Genomic DNA, 23,712 nt, shown 5'->3' on the forward strand with positions numbered 1-23,712 from the left:
CGCCCCCACAGCCGCCCCTCCGGGGCACCTTCTCCCACGAGGGGAGAAGGGATGAGAGTCGGTGCCCGTGCCGTCACGTGTTCGACGGAGCACCACCAGGGGAGAAGGGGGGCTTGTCCTTGGCGATGTAATCGAGGGAGAAGGCTGCTGGGAGGAGCGATCATCGAGGCTCTGCCCGGATATTCTGGGCGAAGCGGCGGCTCAGCTCGGGCGCGAGGGCCTCGGCGGCGACGCGGTGGCCGGCTTCGGCCCAGTGGGGGTCGTCGGGGAGGTAGACGATCTCGCCAGACTCGGCGGCGGCGCGGAGGGCCGGGGTGAGGTCGACGTAGCCGACGTCGGGGCCGAGCCCTTCCACCACGCGGCGCATGTCGTCCGGCAGGTCGTCGGTCGGCCAATCGGGGCAGGGGGAGTCGGGGGCGAACCGGCAGAGGTCGCGATAGATCCGCAGCTTGGCCGGGACGAAGGCCACCACCAGTTCGACGCCATTGGCGCGGCAGACGTCGCGGGCCTCGGCCAGGATCGCGGCGACGCGCTTCATCTCGTCGGAGTTCCCGCGCGGGAATTTGGGGACCGCCACGTCGAACTGGATGCCGGAGTTGAAGTGGAAGGGGACCTCGCGGCCCTCGCGATCGGTGAACATCCCGAGGTGGGCATCGGCGGGTTTCGTCGGCGCGGGTCGGATCAGCTCCCGGAGCACGAACGCCAGGCTGTTCCGGGCGAAGCTCCGGGCGTATGGGCTCTGGGACCGTCGCGTGTCCAGGATGCGCGGCAGGTTTTTTCGGTGGTCGTCGTACTCGTGGAGGTCGTGCAGGTCGTTCCCCTCGAAGAACGACCAGACGCAGACGGCCGGTTTCATCGGCATCGCGTACCGCTTCAGGACGCCGATCTCTTGCTGGGGCCCGTAGCCGTTGCGGCCCAGGTTCGCGACGCTCCGGCCCATGAGGTCGGCCAGCCGCGCGGTCATGAGGTCGGCCGCCTCGACGTGCAGGCCCTCGACGAACGAGTCCCCCACCACGGCGACGTCCGCCGAATCCATGTCGATCGGGTTGCGGAAGCCGTGGGAGTCGGTCGCCAGTTCGCGGTCGTAATGCTTCCAGGGCCTCGCTCCGCGCAGGCCGTACAGGTCGCCGCCGACGTATCGGAGCCGGGCCCGCTGGTTCGGCTCGCGGACGTAGATCAAATCGGCGTCGGGGGCGTTCCCCCGGCGCTGCCACGAGGGGGTCGGCGTGGCGAAGACCTCGCGATAGTCCAGCAGCCCGAGCCGCGCCGGCGCCTCCATCGCGGCGAAGGTCGCCAGGACGGCCGTCGTCCCGAGCGCGAACCGGCCGAGCGTCCCCGCCGCGCCGTGGGGCGAGAAGACGAAGAAGGGCCCCCACGCCGCGAGATAGCCCAACGCCAGGAGCCCGGCCAGGTGTTCCGGGTTGGTGTCGGGCGCGGTCGCGCCGGCCTTCACGCCCAGGTACACCAACGCCAACCATCCCGCCCAGGCCGCCAGCCGGAGCGCCCGCCTTCGTCGTGCCATGACGCCCCTCCGCATCGGTTGCCCCGAACGCGGATTAGGGATGGACGGCCGATTCCTGTCAACGGCGACTGGACCTCGCCTGTACAGTTCGACGGGGGCGAAAACGGGGGCGACCCGAAGTTTCTCCTTCCCAGTCGCGCGAGGCGCGGGTATTCTTTATGTCATGGTAAAGAATGTCCGCCTTGCGAAAGCGACGCAGCCGTCCTCGACCCCGGCCGCGGGGGACGGATCACGCGCGAGCCGGCGACGGACGGCCCTCGGCACCCCGGCGCGACGATTCGCGGCGGGGGGGCTGGTGGCGGCCGTCGCGCTGGCGACCTCGTTGGCGGCGAGGGCCGACCTGCCGTTCGATCGCGAGCCGATCAACTACCTCTCGGCCGAGGCGACCGACCCGGTCGGCGAGCTGGCAAAGCTCGTCGAGTCGAAGAAGGTCGTGCTGGAGCGCGAGGGGCCGACGGGCTACCTCAAGGCGCTGTTGAAGGCGCTCGACGTGCCGGTCTCGTCGCAGGTGCTGGTCTTCTCCAAGTCCAGCCTCCAGATCTCGAAGATCTCGCCGAAGCGGCCCCGCGCGATCTACTTCAACGACGACATCTACGTCGGCTACTGCCAGAACGGCGAGGGGATCGAGCTGTCGGCGGCGGACTCCCAGCTCGGGGGCGTCTTCTACTTCCTCAGCGAGGAGGAGGAGCGGGACGACGGCACGCCGCTGCTGGAGCGTCGCACGCACGACTGCCTCCAGTGCCACTTCTCCGGCCGCACGGAGGGGGTGCCGGGCCACCTCGTCCGGTCGATCCCGACGGAGCCATCGGGGCGCCTTCTGTTCAGCGCGGGGAGTTCGGTGACCACCCACGACAGCCCGCTGGCCGAGCGCTGGGGGGGCTGGTACGTCACCGGCAAGGCGAGCGGCCAGGCCCACCTGGGGAACCTGCTGGCCGACCCGACCTCGCGCGACGGCCCGAAGCCGATCGCCAAGGACGTCCTGGATCTCGGCGCCCGGCTCAACCTCAAGCCGTACCTCTCGCCGCACAGCGACATCGTGGCGCTGATGGTGCTTGAGCATCAGGTCAAGATGCACAACCTGATCACCGTGGCGAACTACCAGGCCAAGCTGGCCCTCCAGTACGCCCGAGAGATCAACAAGGCGTTCGGCGAGCCCGAGGGGACGATCTCCGAGACGACGGCCCGCCGCTTCGACGGCCCCGCGGAGAAGCTGGTCCGCTACATGCTGTTCATCGACGAGACCGAGCTGGAGGGCAAGATCGAGGGGACGTCCGAATTCGCCGCCGAGTTCGCCGGGCGCGGCCCGCGCGACCCGCAAGGGCGGTCGTTGCGCGATTTCGACCTGACGACGCGGATGTTCAAGTACCCCTGCAGCTACCTCATCTACTCGAAGGCGTTCGACGCCCTCCCCGCGCCGGTGAAGGACCGGGCGTACCGCCGCCTCTGGGAAGTCCTCTCCGGCAAGGACCAGTCCGAGGACTACGCCAGGCGCACGTCGGAGGAACGTCAGGCCATCCTGGAGATCCTCCTGGCCACGAAGCCGGACCTGCCGGACTACTGGCGCGAGGGCCGCTGAGGCCCCCGCGCGGAAATCCGGGGGGAAATCCCCCCGAGGGGCTTGAAACGCATCGGTGGCTTGGGCATCTTCTAGGACGTCGCCGCCCCCTTCGACGGCGACGCCCCATCCCCCCGGGCCGTCCGGCCCTCGATCCCGAAGGAGAGCCACCGATGGGCGACGCGCGCGACACCGCCAAGAAGAAGAAGGCCGACGAGAAGCGGGGCAAGTCCGGCAAGCCCGCCCCCGCCCCCGCCAAGGCCGACGCCAAGGCCGACAAGAAGTAACGCCCCGCGCCACCGAGACGCCCTCGGCCGGCGTCGCGCCTCCGCGCGACGCCGGCCGTCGCCATTCGGAGAGGATCACGCCCGATGGACGGCCGTCGGCGACGATACGCGCGGGCCGCGGCGGCGACGCTGGCCGTCCTGACGCTCGCGGCCGCCATGCTCTTCTGGCGGCACCTCCCGGGTCGGCTCAAGGCCACGCTCCGGGGCCATGATGGTCCCGTGTATGCCGTCGCGTTCTCCCCGGACGGGAAGCTCCTCGCCTCCGGAGGGGCCGACCATGTGGTCCGACTCTGGGAGCTGGACACGATGAGGCAACGGGCGGCCCTGACCGGCCATGCGGGCTTCATCGGCCTGGCGGCCTTCTCGCCCGACGGCGCGACGCTCGCCACGTGGGACGGGCATGAAGTCCGGCTGTGGGACGTTGCCAGCGGCGCGGCCAGCGCGATCGTCCCCAGGGACGAGATGCCGGAGTGGGCGATCCGGCATCGACTCGTCAGCCCTGATGGTCGCGTCCGGATCGAGACGGAGCGGCGTCCCGAATCCGGGACGCTTGCCCTGCTGGATGCGACCACGGGGCGGAGACTCGCCACGTTGAAGGGGCATCCCGACCAGATCAACGACTGGGCGTTCGAGCCCGGCGGCTCGCTCGTGGCCACCGGAGGAGGCTACACCGACCATCCGTGGCCGGTCAACGCGGCGGGCGACGTCCGGCTCTGGGACCTCGCGACGGGGCGGCTCCTGGCGACGTTCGACCGCCATTGGGGGGCGATCAGCCGCGTCGAGTTCTCGCCGGACGGGAAGTCCCTGGCCTCCGCCAGCTACGACGGAACGATCAAGCTGTGGGACGTGTGCCGGCTGGCCGGGCGGTGAGGGCGACGCCCGGGGAACCGCCGGCCACGACGAAAAGGCCGGTCGGGCGCGAGTCGCATTCGATTCGACTCGCGCCCGACCGGCCCTTGGAATCGTGGCCGTCTGGGCGGCCTTCTCTGTCGTGCTTTCGCGGGAGCTGGGGAACTAGGATTCGAACCTAGACTAACTGATCCAGAGTCAGTCGTGCTACCGTTACACCATTCCCCAAATGGGCGGGCGTCGGGAGTCGTTTTCGACCCGACCGAGGCATCATAGAGATCTCGGGCCGATCGTGCAAGCCCGGTCAGAAGGAGACGCCGGGGACTTCGCGCTCTTTTTCGGTCTCCAGCTCGAAGAGCTGGGCCGGGGCGAAGCCGGTGGCGTTCGCCACGAGGTTCGTCGGGAAGCTCTCGCGGGCCGTGTTGTAGCGCCTGACGTCCTCGTTGAAGGTCGCGCGGGAGGCGGCGATCTGGTCTTCCGTCTGGCTCAGGTCGCGCTGGAGGGCCGTCATGGTCTGGCTCCCCTTCAGGTCGGGGTAGGCCTCGGCGACGGCGAAGAGCCGGCCGAGCACGCCGCCGAGCTGGGTCTCGGCCGCGGCCAGGCCCGCCATCGACGCCGAGTCGCCCGGGTTCGCGGCCGCCTCTCGGCTCGCGGCCAGCGCGGTGTTCCGCGCCTGCGTCACCAGGTCGAGCGTCTGGCGTTCGTGGGTCAGGTAGCCCCTGGCGGTCTCGACGAGGTTCGGGATCAGGTCGTACCGCCGCTTGAGCTGGACGTCGATCTGGCTGTACGCCGTCCGGTAACGGTTCCTCAGCGCGACCAGGCTGTTGTACGCCGCGGCGATCCACCCCAGCACCAGCAGGAGGACCACGCCGGCCACGATGACGACGCCCAGGATTCCCGACGGCATGATCGCCTCCCCCCGCCGCATCGCACGGAATGAATTCGCGACCAAGTGCCGCGAGCCTTCGATTCTTGGTGCCCGTCGGTCCCCGTTTCAAGGCGGAAGCAGTCCCGCCGGGCCGGATTCCACGGGGGCCTCGGCGCTTGGCGGCAATCTCGCGTTCCCTCGCCCGGCCGGCTGGGCTAGAATCCGCCCCCGCGGTCAGGGAGGACCGCGAGCGTCGTCGTCGGAAGGAATCCAGAACGCATGGATCGACTGTCGCGCAGGGAATGGGCGGCCGCGGCCCTGGCCCTCGGCCTCTCCGGTCTTTCCGGCTGCGCCGCCATGCGACGGAACGCCCCGTCGCCGGACCTGCGTCCTTGCACGGACGAATACGCCTACACGGACGACGGCTGGCGGCTGGGCGTCCGTCGCTTCCGTCCCGACCGGCCCTCGCCGGGCAAGCTCCCGGTGGTCCTCTGCCACGGCCTCGGGCTCAACGCCACCTTCTGGACCATCACCGACGACCACCTGCCATCGAAGCTCGTCGAGGCCGGCTACGAGGTCTTCCTGTTCGACCTCCGGGCCTCCGGCGAGAACTCGCGCGTGGGGGCCCAGGATCGCGTCAACCGATTCCTGCGCGAGACCCCGTTCCGCGAGAGCGGCGAGTCGTCGTGGACGCTCGACGACGTGGTCCGCCACGACATGCCGGCGATCCTGGACCACGTCCAGCGCCAGACGGGCCACGGTCAGGTCAACTGGATCGGCCACAGCCTGGGGGGGATGGTCATGTTCCCCTTCCAGCAGCTCAGCAACGAGCCGTATCGGATCGCGAACTTCGTCGGGATGGGGAGCACCATCATCCAGGCGACGACCCCCCAGAAGCAGATGCTCTCGGCCAACGGCGGCATCCGGAGCCTGCTGCGCGTGGCCAGCGCGGGGAGGCTGGGGCGTCCCCTGACCTTCTACCGCATGCCGGGGATGGAGAAGATCGACCGCTTCTATTACACGGCGGAGAACGTCGAGCCGCGCACCGTGGCGCGGTTCTACGGCTACACGCTGGAAGACCCCGGCCCGGCGGCGCTGAGGCAGTTCGCCCCGTACCTCCGACACGGCCACCTGCTCTCGGCCGACGACCGCATGGACTACGCCGAGCACCTGCCCGAGGTCGTTGTCCCCACGCTCATGATCGCCGGGGAGTCCGACCTGATCTCCGACGTGCCGTCGACGAAGATGACGTTCGACCGCCTGGGGAGCCCGGACAAGACCCTCTTGATCTTCGGCGAGGGGCAGGGGAGCCTTGGTCGCTACGGCCACTGCGACCTCGTCTGGAGCAAGCACGCGCCGGTCGAGATCTTCCCGGCGGTCATCGAATGGCTCGACGCCCGCCAGCCGACGCCGACGCCGAGCCCCCAGGCGCTCCCCAGCGCGCAGCCCCTGCCCAGCCCGCAAGCCGGCGGCTAAGCCACCGGACGCGGCTGGGCTATAATCCTCCCAGGCCAGATACCAGCCGTCCTGGCGGGCGGGCGGACGGAGCAGTCGCGTGCGTGCATATCTCGAAGCGACACCGGTGGTCGACTGGCGAGATCGAGAGGTCCTCGCCCTCGCGAGGCGACTGTCGCACGGCGACCCGTTCGTGGCGGCGCGGCGGTGTTATGAGTGGGTCCGGGACGAGATCAAGCACAGCGGAGATTACCGCCTCGACCCCGTGACCTGCTCCGCCTCGCAGGTCCTGCGGCATGGCACGGGTTTCTGCTACTCCAAGAGCCACTTGCTGGCCGCGTTGCTGCGGGCCAACGCGATCCCGGCGGCCTTCTGCTACCAGCGGTTGAGCGTCGACGAGGACGGGCTGTCCTTCTGCCTGCACGGCCTCAACTCGGTCCACCTGCCGGGAATCGGCTGGTATCGGGTCGATGCGAGGGGAGACCGCGAGGGGATCGTGACCGCCTTCGACCCGCCGACCGAGCGATTGGCCTTCGAGCCGAGGCTCGCGGGCGAGGCGGATTTCAAGCTCATGCTGCCCGGACCCCTGTCGGTCGTGGTGAAGGCGTTGAGAGGCTCCCGAGGTCGCGCCCAACTTCTGGAGCGCCTCCCCGATTTGGCGTTCGATGGGGCGATGGTCCACGAGCCACCGGACTGTTCGGGGGAACCCGGTCCAGCCGCTTAGGCCGCCGGGCGTCAGCCGTCGTTCAGCAGCTCGTCGATGCAGAATCGCGACCAGGTTTCGAAGCGGTCGCGCTCGGCGGCCAGGCCGGCGATCGGGACGAACTCGGCGTCCGCCAGGCCGGACTCGCGCGGGGAGACGTCGGGCTCGTCGAGGTCGTAGAGGTGGACGACGCCCAGGTGGACCTCGCCGACGGGGGTCGCGTCGTCGTTGATGAGCCCGGCCAGCCGCAGGGTGCCGGGGCTCCGGACCTCGACCTCCTCCGCCAGCTCGCGCCTCATGGCGAAGTCGTAGGCCTCGAAGCCGTCGCGGCCCCCGGCGTCGGCCTCGTCGACGTGCCCGCCGACGCCCAGCGATCGGAGCCGATGGAGCCTCGCCTCCCCCTGCGAGCCCCCCCGGGTGTAGCGGAAGACGGAGCCCCGCGAGCGGAGCACGACGTAGGGGATGATCTGCTTCAGGGTGGGGTCGGTCTCGACCTCGGACCGGGGGCGGAACGAGGTGTTCTCGGGCCGGAGCAGGACCGAGAGGTAACGCTCGGCGTCCGCGTGGAAACCCTGGAATCGGCCCAGCCTGTCCAACTCCGCGGCGGGGACGACCAAAACACGCTCGCTCGATTTCGCGCTCACGGCGGGGGCCTCGGGGACGGGATCGGGGTCGACGGACGTTCCGACGGCCAGTCTATCACCATTCCGGCCGGGCGGCGGGCGGGGCCGGCGGCCCGCTACGCCTCGGCGGCCTCGCCGCCTGATCCGGCGCGACGTTTGGCCGTCGCCGGGATTCATATTTGCATGAAGATTCCAGGATGGAGAGGACAGGGCGGGCGAACGGCTCGATGGCCGGTCCGCCCGGAGGGGTGCCGGCGACTGTCCCGACTCGACGAAGGAGGGGGACATGAAACACGAGGCTTATCGCGACCGTCGCGAGGCCGGGCGGATCCTGGCCGACCGGATGGAGGGGTTGGAGGGCCTGTCGGGCGCGGTGGTCCTGGCGTTGCCGCGGGGCGGCGTGCCCGTCGGGTACGAGGTCGCGCGGCGGCTCAAGGGGCCGCTCGACGTCTTCCTCGTCCGCAAGCTCGGCGTCCCCGGCCATCCCGAGCTGGCCTTCGGCGCGATCGCCACCGGCGGCGTGCGGATGCTCAATCGCGACGTCGTCGACGGCCTGAGGATCTCGCGCGAGGTGGTCGACGAGGTGACCGCCGAGGAGGCCGAGGAGCTGGCTCGCCGCGAGAGCGCCTATCATGGCGGCCGTCCCCCGCCAGAGGTGCGCGGCAAGACCGCCGTCCTCGTGGACGACGGCCTGGCCACCGGGGCGAGCATGCGAGCCGCGGTCGCCGCCCTGCGCCGGCTGGGCCCGGCCAGCATCGTCGTGGCCGTCCCCGTGGCCGCGCCCTCGACGGTCGAGGAGTTCGGCCGCCTCGTGGACCGCGTCGTCTGCCCCCTCGCCCCCGAGCCGTTCCGCGCGGTCGGCCTCTGGTACGAGGACTTCTCGCAGACGAGCGACGACGAGGTGCGCGAGCTGTTGCGTCGCGCGGAGGAGGAGCGGGCGGGCCCGTCGAATCCGGCCTGAGCGGGCGGACTCGTCGCGATGAGGAGGGGCTAGACTTGAACCGAGCGCATGCCGTCTCGATGATCGAGGTGGAGATCTCGGCCGGCGGGGTCGGGTTGGTGGGGGATCTGGCCGTGCCGGAGGCCCCTCGGGGGCTCGTGCTGTTCGCGCACGGCAGCGGCAGCGGCCGGCTCAGCTCGCGGAACCGCTTCGTGGCCGACTCGCTCCAGTCGGGGGGCCTCGCGACCCTGCTGTTCGACCTCCTGACCGTCGAGGAGGAGCGAGAGGAACGTTTCACGCGCCACCTGCGGTTCGACATCGACCTGCTGGTCGGCCGCCTGGTCGCGGCGGTGGACTGGGCCGGTGCCCGGCCCGAGACCCGCGGCTTGAGGGTCGGCCTGTTCGGGGCCAGCACGGGCGGGGCCGCGGCCCTGGGGGCGGCGGCCGAGCGTTCCGACCACGTCGCCGCGGTGGTGTCGCGCGGCGGTCGGCCCGACCTGACCCCCGAGGCCGAGCTGCGCGACGTCCGCGCGCCGACGCTGTTCATCGTCGGGGGGGCCGACGGGACCGTGCTCGCCCTGAACCGCCGGACGATGGCCCGGATGGTGGCCCACGTCGAGCTGGAGGTCGTGCCGGGCGCGACCCACCTGTTCGAGGAGCCCGGGGCGCTGGAGCGGGTCGCCGAGCTGGCGGGGGAGTGGTTCGAACGCTACATAACCTGAGCCGCGCCGGCACGCCGTCGGCGGGCGCGTTCGGTCGGGAGGACGTCATGGCGCGTACGAGGCTGGGGACGTGGCGGGAGCCGACGGCGTCGAAGGGGCTCATCGCCCTGGTCGGGGGGATCGCGAGGCCGTTGCGCGACGAGCGGGACCTGGACCCGCTCCTCGACCGCGTCGGCGACGCGCGCTTCGTGCTGCTCGGCGAGGCGTCTCACGGGACGTCGGAGTTCTACACCTGGCGCGCGGCGATCTCGCGGCGGCTGATCGAGGAGAAGGGTTTCTCGTTCATCGCGGTCGAGGGGGATTGGCCCGACTGCCACCGGGTCGACCGCTACGTCAAGGGCCGGGCCGACGCCCGCGGCTCGGCCCGCGAGACGCTCCACGCCTTCGAGCGCTGGCCGACGTGGATGTGGGCGAACGAGGAGGTCGTCGCGCTGGCCGAGTGGCTTCGCCGGCGCAACGACTCGGCGTCGGGCGGGGGGAAGGTCGGGTTCCACGGGCTCGACGTCTACAGCCTGTGGGAATCCCTGTACGCGGTGATGGAGTACCTGAGGGGGCACGACCCCGCGGCGCTTTCGACGGCGATGGCCGCGCTCCGCTGCTTCGAGCCGTACGCGGAGGACGTCCACGACTACGCGCGGGCGGCCCGGTTCGCGCCCAACTCGTGCGAGGACGAGGTGGTCGAGCTCCTTAGGGAACTTCGCCAGGCGAAGGGCCGCGACGAGCCCCCCTCGAACGACGAGCGCGAGGCCCGGTTCGTGGCGGAGCAGAACGCGCTGGTCCTCCGCGACGCCGAGGCGTATTACCGCGCGATGGTCCGAGGCGGGTCGGAGACCTGGAATCTCCGCGACCGCCACATGGTCGAGACGCTGGAGCGGCTGATGGACTTCCACGGCCCGGACGCCCGCGCCATCGTCTGGGAGCACAACACCCACATCGGCGACGCGCGGTTCACGGACATGGAGGGGCGCGGCGAGATCAACGTCGGCCAGCTCGTCCGCGAGCGTCATGAAGGGGAGGGGGTGGTGCTCGTCGGCTTCTCGGCGAACCGGGGGAGCGTGATCGCCGGTCGCGAGTGGGAGACCCCCATGGAAAGGATGCCCGTCCCCCCCGGCCGCGAGGATAGCTGGGAGGACGTGCTCCGCCGCGCGATCGGCGCGGACGCGCTCTTGATCCTCGACGAAGTCGCGACGGCCGCCGAGGCCCTGGAGCCCCGCGGCCATCGCGCGATCGGCGTTGTCTATCGCCCCGAGCACGAGCGGTACGGCAATTACGTCCCGACCGTCCTGCCGCGCCGCTACGACGCGTTGCTGTACATCGACCACGCCCGGGCGCTCCGGCCGCTGACGGGCGTCCCCGTCCGCGAGGGGGGGGAGGTGCCGGAGACGTACCCGTCGGGCGTCTGAGCGAGGGTCAGAAGAACATCGCGAACCGCATCCAGAAGGTCTGGTAGTTGTCGATGCTCCCGGGGCCGACCAGCTGGATGGGGTTGTTGAACCCGGTCCACACATAATTGAAGCTGAGGCGCGTGTACTTGTTGGGCCACCAGTTCACGCCCCCCATGAACTGATTCGACCGCTCGGTGGAGCGGGCGGGGTCCACGTATCCGCGGTCGATGTCGCCGCGGCCGGCGTTGAACTCCGACCACTGGCCGGCGAGCTGCCAGGCGCCCGGGCCGTACTCGCCCTTCCTGAGGATGAACGGGCGGAGCGGCTCGATCGTCGTATAGCCCTGGAACCCGGTGGGCATGAAGTCGCGCTCGCCCGTCAGCCAGTACGAGGCGTTGACGTAGTAGGCCCACTGGGTGGACCGGCCGGAGGTGCGGCCGTCGGTCAGCTCGCGGCTGTGGTTCATCATCTCGGCCAGGACGCTGAACCGGCCGAACCAGTAGATGTGCGGGGCGACGCGGGACCGCATGCCGTCGGCCCAGATGTTGGGGTTGTAGACGTAGAAGGGGAGGCCGACCGAGGTCACGAAGGCCGGGTTCGTGGTCGCCTCGCCGTTGTTCGTGAACGCGATCCCCGACTGGTGCAGGGCGTACTGCTGCTTGCCCGCGGACAGGCCGATGCCGCCGCCGAGGCCTTCGAAGATGGAGTCCTTCCACCGGTCGCCCCGGAACGGGGTGAAGTCGACGGCGCCGTTATACTCGACGTTCCGGTTCAGGTCGCCGTAGAGGGCCGTGCCGGCGTTGGTCACGCCCGACCACCACTGCATCCGGTTGTCCTGGGTGGCGCCGCTGAACATGAATCCGATGGGACGCTTGGCGGCCAGCTGGAACAGCGGCGAGTTCGTGATCACCGGCTCCAAGGCGGGGGTGAAGGCGTAGTACTCGTAGAGCGGAGGGGCGAGCCCCTTGCCGGCCCGGAGCGAGATATTATTGGAGAGGTGCCACGTCATGAACAGGTCGAGCAGGTTATAGGTGCCGAGGAACCCCTGCGTGCCGACCTGGTAGCTCCAGTCCTTGGTGATGTTCCCGTAGAAGAATTGACGAGCGAACGGGATGTTGAAGTTCTGCTCGATGGTGGGCAGGTTCGCCCGGTCGAAGAAGGTGCCGTCGACGGTGATCTGGTGCGAGACGTTCAGCGAGAACTCGTCGTCGACGTCGCTGAAGCTGAAGAAGCCGCCGCCGCCCAGCGGGCCCGTGCCGTCGTGGTGGTACTTGTAGCGGCTCTTCAGGGGGTGGATGTCGGCGTCCTCGCGCTCGTCGGTATCGGGGCCGAAGGCGCCGGACTGGAAGCGGTTCGGGACCCCGTTGTCGCCCCCCTGGAATCTCTCGGCCGCGGTCAAGCCCGACCCGTTTCCCGCCGCCCCGCCCGCGCCCTGCGCCGGCATCCCGCCCGCGCCCGACGCCGGCATCCCGCCCGCGCCCGACGTTGGCACCCCGTAGGACGGCATCGTCCCCAACTGCTGCTGGAGGGCCTGGACCTGCGCCTTGAGCTGGCGGGCCTCCGCGACCTCCTCGCGCAGGCGGCGCAGCTCGGACAGAATCTCGGAATCCGCCGGGGCCGCGGGGGCCGGCGTCCCGTCCGGGATCGGCGAGACCTCCGGCGACTGCCCACGCGCCGGCGGCCCGCATTGCCATGACGCCAGCATGATCGCCAGGGCCAGGCCCCGCCGCGCGACTCCGAACTCCATGGTGACCCCCCCTCGTTACCGGGACCGGCCCGTCTCCGCGTCATCGACGGAGCCTTCTGGGCGCGACGATTCTGGCGGATATATCGATCGGGATGGGGTTCAATGATTAAGGAAAACTAGGCTGCACCCAGTTGAAGGCGAGTCCGGGGTGTGAAATACTCCCCGAAGCTGACGAGATTTTCTCTATCTTTGGGCTCGCGTCTTCCACATGGCTCAAGTCGATACCCCCATCACGCGAACGACCGAGGACTTCCTCGCCCCGGCGCGGATCGCGCTCCGAGGCGTCGGTCAAATCATGTTCCAGGGCCACGCGGGGACCGGCCTGTTCTTCCTCGCGGGCATCGCGATGACGTCGCCGGCGATGCTGGCGGGGGCGGTCCTGGGCGCGGTCATCGGCCCCCTGTTCGCCCACCTGGCCGGCTACGACCGCCGCGACGTGGAGCAGGGGCTCTACGGATTCAATTCGACGCTGGTCGGTCTGGCGCTCCCCGCGTTGCTCCTCCCCTCGCACCCCCTGACCTGGGCCGCGGACGTCGTCGGCTGCGTGCTCGCGACGATCATCACGCGGCTGGGGATCCGCTTCCTGCGGTTCCCGGCGTACACCGCGCCCTTCGTCGTGTCGACGTGGCTCCTCCTGCTGGCGATCCACGGCGCGATGGGCCATTCGATCGACGCCCCCGCCCCGCCGCCGGCGGTCGAGGAGGGGGGCTTCTGGGCGGCCGTGCTCCGCGGCGAGTCCGAGGTGATGCTCGGCGCCAACCAGATGTCGGGGGTCCTGTTCCTGGTCGGCATCGCGATCAGCAACCCCTGGCACGCGGCGATGGCCTTCCTGGGGTCGCTGGTCGGGACGACCGTGGGCGTCTACCACGGGGACCCCGAGGCGGACGTCTCCATCGGCCTGTTCGGCTACAACGGGGCGCTCGCGGCGATAGCCCTGTTCCTGCCGCGTCCCTCGCTGACGCTGCCCCTCCTGGCGGCCGTGATCTCGACCCCGCTGACGGAGTACTTCCCCAAGGAATTGGGCATCCCCGCCCTCACCGCGCCGTTCGTGGCGGCGTCCTGGATCATGCTCGCCGCGCTGTGGGCCGAGCGTCGGCTGTTCGTGGCGCGAGACTGACGGGTTCGTGGCTCGTTGGAAATCGGAGGTCGTGCATGCACCTGACACCCCGCGAGATCGAGAAGCTGATGATCCATCAGCTCGCCGACGTCGCCCTGCGGCGCAAGGCGAAGGGGCTGAAGCTCAACCACCCGGAATCGATGGCCATCATCTGCGCCGCGGCGCTGGAGGGGGCCCGCGAGGGGAAGACCGTCGAGGAGGTGATGAACGACGCGGCGACGGTCCTCACCCGCGACGACGTGATGGAGGGGGTCGCCGACCTGATCCCGTTCGTCCAGCTCGAGGCGATCTTCACCGACGGCAGCCGGCTCGTGACCGTCCACGACCCGATCAAGTGACCCGCGAGATTGGAGGTCCCCCATGGCCGAGCCCGCGAACAGGCCGGACGAGCCCGTCGAGACCGATTGGAAGGCCCACCCGGACGCGACCCAGCACGTCGGCGCCAAGACCTCCGAGGTCCCCGTGGGGGGGGTGGTCCTGGCCGACGGGGATCTGGAGCTGAACGCCGGGCGCCCGACCACCACGCTCAAGGTGCGGAACACGGGCGACCGCCCGATCCAGGTCGGCTCGCACTTCCACTTCTTCGAGGTCAACCGCTACCTCGAGTTCGACCGGGAGGCGGCGTTCGGGAAGCGCCTGGACATCCCCGCCACGACCGCCATCCGCTTCGAGCCCGGCGACGAGAAGGAGGTGACGCTCGTGCCGATGGGGGGCAAGCGGTTCTGCTTCGGGTTCAACAACCTGGTCGACGGCTGGACGGGCGAGGGCCCGACCCCCGACTATCGGCCCAACCGCGAGGCGGCCGCGCGGCGGGCGCGGGAGCAGGGGTTCAAGTCGAGCGGATCCTGACCCGGGGGGAAGTCCATTGTCCAAGATCTCGCGGAAGCAGTACGCGGACCTGTTCGGGCCGACCGTCGGCGACAAGATCCGCCTGGGCGACACCGACCTGTACGTCGAGATCGAGCGCGACCTGCGCACGCTCGGCGACGAGCTGGTCTGCGGGGGCGGCAAGACGCTCCGGGACGGCATGGGGTCGGACAACAACCTGACGCAGGAGGCGGGCTGCCTCGATTTGGTGATCACCAACGTCACCATCCTCGACCCGATCCTGGGGGTCGTGAAGGCGGACGTCGGGATCCGGAACGGGCGGATCGTGGGGATCGGCAAGGCGGGCAACCCCAGCACGATGGACGGGGTCACCCCCGGCCTGACGACCGGCACGGCGACCGACGCCATCACCGGCGAGCACCTGATCCTCACCCCGGCCGGGATGGACACGCACGTCCATTACATCTGCCCGCAGCAGATCTGGGACGCCCTGTCCAACGGGATCACCACCCTCTGGGGCGGCGGCATCGGGCCGACCGACGGGACCAACGGCGTCACGTCGACCAACGGGCCGTGGAACCTGGAGATGATGCTCCGGGCGGTCGAGTCGCTGCCGGTGAACTTCGGGTTCCAGGGGAAGGGGAACTGCGCCTCCCCCGGCCCGCTGATCGAGCAGCTCCGGGCGGGCGCCGCCGGGTTCAAGGTCCACGAGGACTACGGCTCCACGCCGGCCGCGATCCGGTCGTGCCTGTCGGTGGCCGACGAGTACGACGTGAGCGTGGCCGTCCACACCGACACGCTCAACGAGTCCGGCTTCGTCGAGGACTCGATCGCCGCGTTCGACGGGCGGACGATCCACACGTACCACACCGAGGGCGCCGGCGGCGGCCACGCGCCCGACCTGCTGAAGGTCGTGGGCCAGCCCAACGTCCTGCCCAGCTCGACCAACCCGACGCTCCCCTGCGGCGTCAACTCGGTGGCCGAGCTGTTCGACATGATCATGGTCTGCCACAACCTCAACCCGCGCATCCCCTCGGACGTCGCCTTCGCCGAGAGCCGGGTCCGGGCCGAGACGATCGTGGCCGAGAGCGTCCTGCACGACATGGGCGCCCTGTCCATCATCGGCAGCGACTCCCAGGCGATGGGGCGCATCGGCGAGACGTTCCTGCGGGCCTTCCAGACGGCCGACGCCATGAAGAAGGCGCGGGGGCCGCTCCCCGAGGACGCCCCCGGCAACGACAACGCCCGCGTCCTGCGCTACCTGGCGAAGGTGACGATCAACCCCTGCATCACCGCCGGCATCTCCCAGACCCTGGGCTCCATAGCCCCGGGCAAGATGGCCGACCTGGTGCTGTGGAGCCCCTCCTTCTTCGGGGCCAAGCCCAAGATGGTCATCAAGGGGGGCTTCGTCGTCTGGGCGAACATGGGCGACCCGAACGCCTCGCTGCCGACCCCCCAGCCGATGTACTACCGCCCCATGTTCGGGGCCTTCGGCTCGGCCCTGGCCAGGACCTGCGTCTCGTTCGTCTCGCGCGCGGCCTACGACCTGGACGTGAAGGGGAAGTACGGGCTCCAGCGGATCGTCGAGCCGGTCTCGGGGACCCGGGTGCTGACCAAGCACCACATGGTGCGGAACAACCTCGTGCCGCATATCGAGGTCGACCCGCAGACCTTCGCCGTGAAGGTCGACGGCGTCCACGCGACCGTCAAGCCCCCGAAGTCGATCTCGCTGAACCAGCTCTACTACTTCTGCTGATCCCGCGAGTGGGCGGAGGGATGATGATCCTCGTCGAGAAACCGCTGGGCAACGCGGCCGATCCCGCGTGGGCCCAGGTCCTGGAGGGGGCCGCGATCGACCCCCTCGAGCTGGACCAGTGGCAGGCCCAGAAGAACCGCTTCCGCCTCAGGACGGCCGCCGGCGTGGAAGTCGCGGTGGCCCTCGGGCGAAACACCCACCTCCGGGACGGCGACGTCCTGGTCTGGGACGAGCCCAACCTCCGGGCCATCGTCGCGCGCGTGAGCCTGAACGAGGTCATGGTCCTGCGGCTCGACGGCCTCCTGGGTCGCCCCCCCCAGGACCTGGCCCGCGCCTGCCTGGAGCTGGGCCACGCGCTGGGGAACCAGCACTGGCCGGCCGTCGTGAAGGGGGCCGCCGTGTACGTCCCTCTGACCGTCGACCGCAAGGTCATGGCCTCGGTGATGAGGACGCACGCCTTCGAGGGGGTCGCGTGCGAGTTCCTCGCCGGCTCCGAGGTGATCCCGTACCTGGCTCCGCACGAGGCCCGTCGGCTCTTCGGCGGCGCCGACTCCACGCCCCATTCGCACGCCCCGGTGCCCGCCGAGGGGTAGGGCGTCCGCGCGAGAGGACGACCGGGGCGGCCCCCCCACCACTCAGCCCAGGAGCAGGCTTGTCCACGATCGCGGAATTGACCCGGGTCCTCCAGTTCGGCGACTCGCTGCTGCCGATCGGCGCCTTCTCGTTCTCGAACGGGCTGGAGACGGCCGTGCAGGCGGGCGTCGTGCGCGACGTGGAGACGCTGCGAGAATTCGTGCGGGCGGCCGTCGAGCAGGCCGCGACCTCCGACGGCGTGGCCCTCCTGGCTGCCACCCGCGCCGCGGCGGCCGGCGACGCCGACGGGGTCGACGCGGCCGACCAAGCCGCGTTCAATCGCAAGCTCAACGAGGAGATGCGGACCATGACCGTCCGCATGGGCCGGAAGCTCGCGGAGATGGCCGAACGGATCCTCGGCCCCTCGGCCTCGGCCGACTGGCTGGCCCGCATCCGCGCCGGGACGACGCCGGGCTGCCTGCCGGTGGGGCAGGCCCTGGTCTTCGCGGACCTCGGCCTCTCGGGGCGGGACGCCTTCGCCGTGCACCAGTACGGCGTCGCGAGCATGATGGTCAACGCCGCGCTTCGGCTGATGAGGATCCACTACCTGGACGCCCAGGCGATCCTGTTCGACGTCAACGGCCGGGCGGCCGAGGCGTACGACCGGGCCTCTCGCCTGGGGCTCGACGACATGGCCGCCTTCGCGCCCGAGTTCGACGTCCTGGCGTCGCTGCACGTCGGGGCCCACGTCCGCATGTTCATGAACTGAGGTTTCGCTCGCATGGCCAAGAACATCACGAGGATCGGCGTCGGCGGCCCGGTGGGGTCGGGGAAGACGGCGATCATCGAGGCGATCACGCCCAGGCTGCTGGATCTCGGCGTCCGGATCCTCATCATCACCAACGACGTCGTCACGACCGAGGACGCCAAGCACGTCAGGCGCACGCTCAAGGGGATCCTGGTGGAGGAGCGGATCATCGGCGTCGAGACCGGTGCCTGCCCGCACACGGCCGTCCGCGAGGATCCCAGCATGAACCTCGCCGCCGTCGAGGACATGGAGGCCCGCTTCCCGGACACCGACGTCGTCCTGATCGAGAGCGGCGGCGACAACCTCACGCTCACCTTCAGCCCGGCGCTGGTGGACTTCTTCATCTACGTCATCGACGTGGCCGCCGGCGACAAGATCCCGCGCAAGAACGGGCCGGGGATCACGCAGTCGGACATCCTGGTGATCAACAAGACCGACCTGGCGCCCCACGTCGGCGCCAGCCTGGAGGTGATGGACGCCGACTCCAGGCTCATGCGGGGGGAGAAGCCCTTCGTCTTCACCAACTGCAAGACCGGCGAGGGGATCGACCGGCTGGTGGATCTGATCCGCGAGAACGTCCTGTTCGACCTGAACCTGAAGGCCCCGGCGTGAGCCCCGCGTCGACTCCCCACGAACTGCTGCCGTACCTCGACGAGCCCCCGCAGCTCCCGAGCGGGTCGTTCGGCAAGGTCCCCCACCTGCGCCTCGGCTTCGAGCGCCGCCGCGACCGGTCGATCCTGGCCGTGATGCGGCGTCGCGCGCCGTTGCTGGTGCAGAAGGCGCTCTACTGCGACGAGGGCATGCCCGAGATGCCCGTCGTCTTCATCATCGCGAACTCCGGCGGGATCCTTCAGGGAGACCGCTACACCATGGACTTCACCGTGGCCGAGGGGGCGCGGGCCCACGTCACGACCCAGTCGGCGACGAAGATCCAGGAGATGGACGCCAACCACGCCTCCCAGGCCCAGGAGATCGTCCTGGATGAGGGGGCCTATCTGGAGTACATCCCGGAGCCCGTGATTCCGTTCGCCCGCTCGCGGTTCCTGACGAAGACGCGGATCCGCGTCGCGCCGTCGGCGACGCTGCTCTATTCCGAGACGCTGATGGGGGGCCGGAAGTATTACGGCGAGGGGGAGCTGTTCCGGTTCGACCTCTTCTCGTCGACCGTCGCGGCCGAGCGCCCGGACGGGACGCCCCTGTTCGTCGAGAAGTTCCTGATCGAGCCCGGCCGCTCGCCCGTCGCGCGGCCGGGGGTGATGGGGGGCTTCGACGTCTTCGGCAACGTCCTGCTCCTGACCCCGCCGGCCGTCGCCGACGCCGTCGCGGCCCGCGCCGTCTCGGCCTGGAACAAGGAGGAAGGCTGGGCGGCCGGCGTCGGGCGGCTGCCCAACGGGGCGGGGCTGGTCTACAAGGTCCTCGCGCGGGAGACGGCCGTCGTCCGCTCCAAGATCCGCGACTTCTGGTCGATCGTCCGCCCCGAGGTCGTCGGCCGCCCGGTCCCGCCCGAGTTCGCCTGGCGATGAGGGCCGGGCTCGCGAACCCTTTCGTCCGGCCTCGGGTCCTATCGGCGGGAGGACCCATGACGCCCACGCTCATCCTGTCGCCGCGATACACGGCCGATTCGGTCAACCTCTGGCGCGCGGCGGTCGCGCGGGGCTGGGACGTGACGCGCCTCCCGTCCTGGCGCGTGCCGGACGACTTCACGCCCCGGGAGCCCGTCCTGTTCGCCGAGCCCCTGTTCAACGAGGCCGTGGCGCAACGGCTCGGCCTGCGGATCATCGGGCCCCCCGAGGACTTCCTGCCCCGGCTCCCCCGCGAGTACACTTCTCGCGAGGTGCGGCTCATGACCGCCGCCGAGGCGCGGTCGCTGGCCGGGCCGGTCTTCCTCAAGCCTCCCAATCGGAAGTTGTTCCCTGCGAGGGTTTACGCGAGCGGGGCGGAGCTGCCCGACTTCCCGGCGGACGACCCGGTGCTGGCCGCCGAGCCGGTGGCCTGGGAGGCCGAGTTCCGCTACTTCGTCCGGGACCGGCGAGTCCGGGCCTGGTCCCCCTACTGGCTGCATGGGGCTCTGGCCCGTCGGGGCGAGGAATGGCTGATCGATCGAGACGCGGCCGCGCGGACGCGAACGCTCGTCGACCGCCTGCTGGCCGACGGCTCGATCGACCTGCCCCCCGCCGTGGTGATCGACGCCGGCGTCATCCGCGGGGTCGGCCCGGCCGTCGTCGAGGCCAACGAGGTCTCGGGGTCGGGGCTTTATGGCTGCGATCCGGTCGAGGTCCTGGACGTGCTCCGCGCGGGGGCCGTGGCGGCCTGAGTGTCGCGGAGGTGGCCTTGAGGCATGGCCATGTCGACTCGTCCTTCCACAACCCGGATCGCCGCCGTGAGCCGGGCACCGGCCTCTCGTCGCGACTTTTCACGGAGCCGCCCGCGCGTCGCGGGACGCTCGCCATCCCGCGTCCTCACCGATGGAGCTTCGCATGACCGACCTGCCGAGGCGAGAATTCCTCGCGGCCGCCGGCCTCGCCGCCGCCGCGATGACGGCGGCGAGGGACGCGCGGGCCGGCGATCCCAGCTTCATGAACAACGTCCCCGACTCCATCCTCGACGGCGACGAACTGCCGACGTTCAAGTACGAGCTTGAGAAGTCGGAGGGGAAGGTGATCGGCGGCAGCCACGGCAAGGAGGCGACCGTCGAGCAGCTCCCGATTTCGAAAGGGCTCGCGGGGGTCTCCATGAAGCTGGAGCCGGGAGCCATGCGCGAGCTGCACTGGCACGCCACGGCCGCCGAATGGGCCTTCATCGTCGGGGGACGCGTCCGCACGACCGTGATCGCGCCGGATGGCACCGCCGAGACCAACGACTTCAATCCCGGAGACGTCTGGTACTTCCCGCGCGGGCATGGTCACGTGCTCGAATGCCTTGGGGACGAGCCCGCGCGTTTCATCCTGATCTTCGACAACGGGTACTTCTCGGAGTTCGGGACGTTCAGCATCTCCGATTGGCTCGGCCTCGTGCCCAGGCCGCTGCTCGCCAAGAATTTCGGACTGCCGGAATCCGCCTTCGACGGGTTCCCGAAGGGCGAGGTCTACTTCGCCAGGGGGGCCGTCCCGCCCGAGGTTTCGCGACCGCCGCTCCAGGGCTGGAAGACGCCGGCCCTCACGCACCGGTACGAGCTGCTGAAGCGCCCGCCCCACCGCACGTTCCAGGGGGGGAGGGAATGGCGCGTCGACTCCTCGACGTTCCCCATCTCGACGACCGTGGCGGGGGTGGTCCTCGACCTGGAGCCGGGGGGCCTGCGCGAGCTGCACTGGCACCCGACGGCCGACGAGTGGCAGTACGTCATCGAAGGGGAGGTCTCGGTCACGATGTTCGGCTCGCGCGGGCGATACCGGGCCGAGACGCTCTCGAAGGGGGACGTCGGCTACATCCCCCAGGGTTACGGGCACTCGATCGAGAACGTCGGCGAGGGGCCGTGCCGGGTCCTGATCGGCTTCAACTCGGGGATCTACGCGGCAATCGACCTTTCGCAGTGGATCGCCGGCAATCCGGCCGACATCCTCGCGAAGAACTTCGGCAAGCCGGCCGAGCTGTTCGAGAAGTTCCCGCGCGAGGACGTGTTCGTCGCCCCCGCGAAGGAGGATTGACCGGGAGACACCCCGCGGCCCCGCGTCAGAGGGTCGCGAGGTAGCCGCCGTCGACGGGAAGGGCGACGCCGGTGATGTAGTCGCTGGCGCGGCTGGCGAGGAAGACGGCGGCGCCGGCCATGTCGGCGGGGTTGGCCCAGCGACCCTTGGCGATGCGGGCCAGGACGCGCTCGTGCAGGCCGGGGATCTGCTCGCGGGCGGCGAAGGTCATCTCGGTGTCGAACCAGCCGGGGAGGATGGCGTTGACCTGGATTTCGTCCGGGGCCCAGGCCAGGGCGAGGCTCTTGGTGAGCTGGACGATCGCCCCCTTGGACGTCGCGTACGGGGCGGCGAACGACGACCCGAGGACCGACGTCATGCTGCCTGTGTTGATGATCTTCCCGCCCCCCTGGCGCTTCATCCAGGGATAGACCGCCTGCGACGCCAGGAACGCCGAGGTGAGGTTGGCGTTGAGGACCTCGTTCCACTCCTCCAGGGTGAAGTCCTGCGGGGCGCGCCTGATGTTGATGCCGGCGTTGTTGAACAGGGCGTCGATCCGGCCGAAGCGCTCGCCGGCCTCGGCGACCGCCCGCTTGACCTCCTCGGGCTTGCTCAGGTCGGCCACGACGGCCAGGGCCTTCCCCCCGGTCTGGCTCTCGATGTCGGCGGCGGCCTTGCGGGTCTTCTCCTCGTTGCGCCCCACCACGGCGACCGACGCGCCGGCCTCGGCGAGCCCCAGGGCGATGCCCAGGCCGATCCCGCCGTTGCCCCCGGTGACGATCGCGGTCTTTCCCGACAGGTCGAACAGGCTCAAGGAACGCTCCCTTATCCCGGCCGGCGGAAGGCTTGCGGCCGCGGCGCGTAGGCTCGATCATGGAGGCGGGGCCGCGGCCCCATCGCCCGCCCCGTTCGCTTTTTCCAGGCTATACGACGCCCCCCTCGCGGGCAAGCCGGGCCAGCCCCGGCCCGGCCCTCGCGGGGGCGTCCCGGAGAACCGCCCCGATGCCCGACCCGCGCTGGGAGACCCTGGCCGACATCCTCATCGACCACTCCGTCCGCCTCCAGGCCGGCGAGACTCTCCTGATCGAGTGCTTCGACCTGCCCGATTCCACCCTGCCCAGGCTGCTGGTCGAGAAGGCGGCCGGGCGCGGCGGGATCGCGCTGGTGGAGACGCGCGACGCCCGGATCATCCGGGAGCTGGTCATGCGCGGGTCGGCCGAGGCCGTCGAGAAGTGGGGCCGGATCGACCGCGCCCGGATGGACCAGGTCCAGGCGTATATCGGCCTGCGCGGGGCCTGGAACATCAGCGAGATGGCCGACGTCCCCCCCGAGAAGCTGGACGCCTACAACGCCCTCTATCAGAAGCCCGTCCACTTCGAGCGCCGGGTGACGCACACCAAGTGGTGCGTCCTGCGGCTGCCGAACGCCAGCATGGCCCAGCAGGCCGGCATGAGCACCGGCGCGTTCGAGGACTTCTACTTCGAAGTCTGCACGCTCGACTACGCCCAGATGGCGAAGGACCAGGCGCCGCTGGTCGCCCGGATGGAGGCCGCTCGCGAGGTGCGGATCACCGGCCCGGAGACCGACCTGGCGTTCTCGATCGCCGGCATCCCGGTCGTGCCGTGCTACGGGACGATGAACATCCCCGACGGCGAGGTCTTCACCGCGCCCGTGCGAAACTCGATCAACGGCCATATCCGGTTCAACACGCCGACGATCTACCAGGGGGCCTCGTTCGACGGCGTCCGGCTGGAGTTCCGCGAGGGGAAGGTCGTGAAGGCGGATTGCTCGGGCGGGGACGCGGAGAAGCTTCAGCGCATCTTCGACGCCGACGAGGGCGCCCGCTTCACCGGAGAATGGTCGATCGGCTGCAACCCGCGCATCCTCACGCCGATGCGCGACATCCTGTTCGACGAGAAGATCGCCGGCAGCTTCCACCTCACGCCCGGCAACGCCTACGACGAGGCCGACAACGGCAACCGCTCCAAGATCCACTGGGATCTCGTCCAGATCCAGCGCCCCGAGTACGGCGGCGGCACCATCGCCTTCGACGGCGTCCCGATCCGCGTGGACGGAAGGTTCGTCGTCGACGACCTCAAGCCGCTGGACGTGGCGTGAGGCGGGGGGCCAGGGCCTAGCTTCCTGGCAGGGGGCCCTATACGCCTACGGTCCATGAGGGAGGTAGAGGACAGGTCGAAACACAAACGGTCTTCCCCCCTGGAGGGGGAAGACAGACCGCGAAGCGGTCAGATGAGGGGGAGCCGTCCGGAGAGCATCGGAATTCGGAAGCCCAGCCCGAGCCAACGGCCGCGGGAGGGCCCCTACGATTTCCGACGCTTGTGCCGCTCGTC

23 protein-coding genes and 1 tRNA gene are annotated in these 23,712 nt (G+C 70.1%); 18 read left to right on the top strand and 6 right to left on the bottom strand.

Going from position 1 to position 23,712, the window contains the following annotated elements; all coding sequences use genetic code 11:
- Positions 1-160: 160 nt before the first annotated feature.
- Complete coding sequence (locus WG209_RS10605; RefSeq protein ID WP_337175010.1) at positions 161-1,522, bottom strand: SGNH/GDSL hydrolase family protein; 1,362 nt, start codon at positions 1,520-1,522, stop codon at positions 161-163.
- Positions 1,523-1,817: 295 nt separating this feature from the next.
- On the opposite strand from WG209_RS10605, the gene WG209_RS10610 reads away from it, so the two are divergent.
- Entirely contained in the window at positions 1,818-3,098 is a 1,281-nt protein-coding gene (locus WG209_RS10610) for a hypothetical protein (protein WP_337175011.1), read from the top strand.
- Between the two features lie 350 nt (positions 3,099-3,448).
- A complete protein-coding gene (locus WG209_RS10615) occupies positions 3,449-4,234 on the top strand; it encodes a WD40 repeat domain-containing protein (protein WP_337175012.1) in 786 nt (261 codons plus the stop codon).
- A gap of 136 nt (positions 4,235-4,370) precedes the next feature.
- Here WG209_RS10615 and WG209_RS10620 read toward each other — a convergent pair.
- Together WG209_RS10620 and WG209_RS10625 are read right to left on the bottom strand one after the other, a co-directional pair.
- Positions 4,371-4,441: transfer RNA gene (locus WG209_RS10620), tRNA-Gln, on the bottom strand.
- A gap of 76 nt (positions 4,442-4,517) precedes the next feature.
- A complete protein-coding gene (locus WG209_RS10625) occupies positions 4,518-5,120 on the bottom strand; it encodes a LemA family protein (protein ID WP_337175013.1) in 603 nt (200 codons plus the stop codon).
- Positions 5,121-5,360: 240 nt separating this feature from the next.
- On the opposite strand from WG209_RS10625, the gene WG209_RS10630 reads away from it, so the two are divergent.
- Both WG209_RS10630 and WG209_RS10635 read left to right on the top strand, forming a co-directional pair.
- Entirely contained in the window at positions 5,361-6,557 is a 1,197-nt protein-coding gene (locus WG209_RS10630) for an alpha/beta fold hydrolase (protein WP_337175014.1), read from the top strand.
- A gap of 79 nt (positions 6,558-6,636) precedes the next feature.
- Positions 6,637-7,260 (top strand): transglutaminase family protein, encoded by a 624-nt coding sequence (locus WG209_RS10635; protein WP_337175015.1) that lies wholly within the window; start codon positions 6,637-6,639, stop codon positions 7,258-7,260.
- Positions 7,261-7,271: 11 nt separating this feature from the next.
- Here WG209_RS10635 and WG209_RS10640 read toward each other — a convergent pair whose 3' ends face one another.
- Positions 7,272-7,883 carry a phosphoesterase gene (locus WG209_RS10640; RefSeq protein ID WP_337175016.1) on the bottom strand — a complete coding sequence of 204 codons (612 nt, stop codon included), beginning with the start codon at positions 7,881-7,883 and terminating at the stop codon, positions 7,272-7,274.
- A 265-nt stretch (positions 7,884-8,148) separates the two neighbouring features.
- Between WG209_RS10640 and WG209_RS10645 the strand changes: the two genes are divergently transcribed.
- The 3 genes from WG209_RS10645 to WG209_RS10655 are packed head-to-tail and all read left to right on the top strand — an operon-like array spanning position 8,149 to position 10,927.
- Complete coding sequence (locus tag WG209_RS10645; RefSeq protein ID WP_337175017.1) at positions 8,149-8,823, top strand: phosphoribosyltransferase; 675 nt, start codon at positions 8,149-8,151, stop codon at positions 8,821-8,823.
- Between the two features lie 35 nt (positions 8,824-8,858).
- Positions 8,859-9,524, top strand: a complete 666-nt coding sequence (locus tag WG209_RS10650) for an alpha/beta family hydrolase (protein WP_337175018.1) — start codon at positions 8,859-8,861, stop codon at positions 9,522-9,524.
- Between the two features lie 47 nt (positions 9,525-9,571).
- Positions 9,572-10,927, top strand: coding sequence for an erythromycin esterase family protein (locus WG209_RS10655; RefSeq protein WP_337175019.1), 1,356 nt, complete (start codon positions 9,572-9,574; stop codon positions 10,925-10,927).
- 7 nt (positions 10,928-10,934) lie between these two features.
- On the opposite strand, the gene WG209_RS10660 is transcribed toward WG209_RS10655, so the two are convergent.
- A complete protein-coding gene (locus WG209_RS10660) occupies positions 10,935-12,656 on the bottom strand; it encodes a porin (protein ID WP_337175020.1) in 1,722 nt (573 codons plus the stop codon).
- Positions 12,657-12,864: 208 nt separating this feature from the next.
- On the opposite strand from WG209_RS10660, the gene WG209_RS10665 reads away from it, so the two are divergent.
- From WG209_RS10665 to WG209_RS10710, 10 genes are all read left to right on the top strand, one after another.
- Positions 12,865-13,773 carry an urea transporter gene (locus WG209_RS10665; RefSeq protein ID WP_337175021.1) on the top strand — a complete coding sequence of 303 codons (909 nt, stop codon included), beginning with the start codon at positions 12,865-12,867 and terminating at the stop codon, positions 13,771-13,773.
- Positions 13,774-13,808: 35 nt separating this feature from the next.
- Complete coding sequence (locus tag WG209_RS10670; protein WP_337175022.1) at positions 13,809-14,111, top strand: urease subunit gamma; 303 nt, start codon at positions 13,809-13,811, stop codon at positions 14,109-14,111.
- 22 nt (positions 14,112-14,133) lie between these two features.
- Positions 14,134-14,622 (top strand): urease subunit beta, encoded by a 489-nt coding sequence (locus WG209_RS10675; RefSeq protein WP_337175023.1) that lies wholly within the window; start codon positions 14,134-14,136, stop codon positions 14,620-14,622.
- 16 nt (positions 14,623-14,638) lie between these two features.
- Positions 14,639-16,357, top strand: coding sequence for an urease subunit alpha (locus WG209_RS10680; protein WP_337175024.1), 1,719 nt, complete (start codon positions 14,639-14,641; stop codon positions 16,355-16,357).
- A gap of 20 nt (positions 16,358-16,377) precedes the next feature.
- Positions 16,378-16,950 carry an urease accessory protein UreE gene (gene ureE, locus WG209_RS10685; RefSeq protein WP_337175025.1) on the top strand — a complete coding sequence of 191 codons (573 nt, stop codon included), beginning with the start codon at positions 16,378-16,380 and terminating at the stop codon, positions 16,948-16,950.
- Between the two features lie 59 nt (positions 16,951-17,009).
- Complete coding sequence (locus WG209_RS10690; RefSeq protein WP_337175026.1) at positions 17,010-17,699, top strand: urease accessory UreF family protein; 690 nt, start codon at positions 17,010-17,012, stop codon at positions 17,697-17,699.
- Positions 17,700-17,711: 12 nt separating this feature from the next.
- On the top strand, positions 17,712-18,350 hold the full coding sequence (gene ureG / locus WG209_RS10695; RefSeq protein WP_337175027.1) for an urease accessory protein UreG: 639 nt from the start codon (positions 17,712-17,714) through the stop codon (positions 18,348-18,350).
- On the top strand, positions 18,347-19,261 hold the full coding sequence (locus WG209_RS10700) for an urease accessory protein UreD (protein ID WP_337175028.1): 915 nt from the start codon (positions 18,347-18,349) through the stop codon (positions 19,259-19,261). Before ureG ends, WG209_RS10700 begins: the two co-directional genes overlap by 4 nt.
- 56 nt (positions 19,262-19,317) lie before the next feature.
- Positions 19,318-20,052 (top strand): ATP-grasp domain-containing protein, encoded by a 735-nt coding sequence (locus tag WG209_RS10705; protein ID WP_337175029.1) that lies wholly within the window; start codon positions 19,318-19,320, stop codon positions 20,050-20,052.
- Between the two features lie 163 nt (positions 20,053-20,215).
- Positions 20,216-21,382 (top strand): cupin domain-containing protein, encoded by a 1,167-nt coding sequence (locus WG209_RS10710; RefSeq protein WP_337175030.1) that lies wholly within the window; start codon positions 20,216-20,218, stop codon positions 21,380-21,382.
- Between the two features lie 25 nt (positions 21,383-21,407).
- Here WG209_RS10710 and WG209_RS10715 read toward each other — a convergent pair whose 3' ends face one another.
- Positions 21,408-22,175, bottom strand: coding sequence for a glucose 1-dehydrogenase (locus WG209_RS10715; protein ID WP_337175031.1), 768 nt, complete (start codon positions 22,173-22,175; stop codon positions 21,408-21,410).
- A gap of 188 nt (positions 22,176-22,363) precedes the next feature.
- Here WG209_RS10715 and WG209_RS10720 point away from each other — a divergent pair, with 188 nt between their 5' ends.
- Complete coding sequence (locus tag WG209_RS10720; RefSeq protein ID WP_337175032.1) at positions 22,364-23,479, top strand: aminopeptidase; 1,116 nt, start codon at positions 22,364-22,366, stop codon at positions 23,477-23,479.
- Positions 23,480-23,712 lie beyond the last annotated feature (233 nt).

This window comes from Paludisphaera sp., assembly GCF_037189885.1.
GTDB lineage: Bacteria > Planctomycetota > Planctomycetia > Isosphaerales > Isosphaeraceae > Paludisphaera.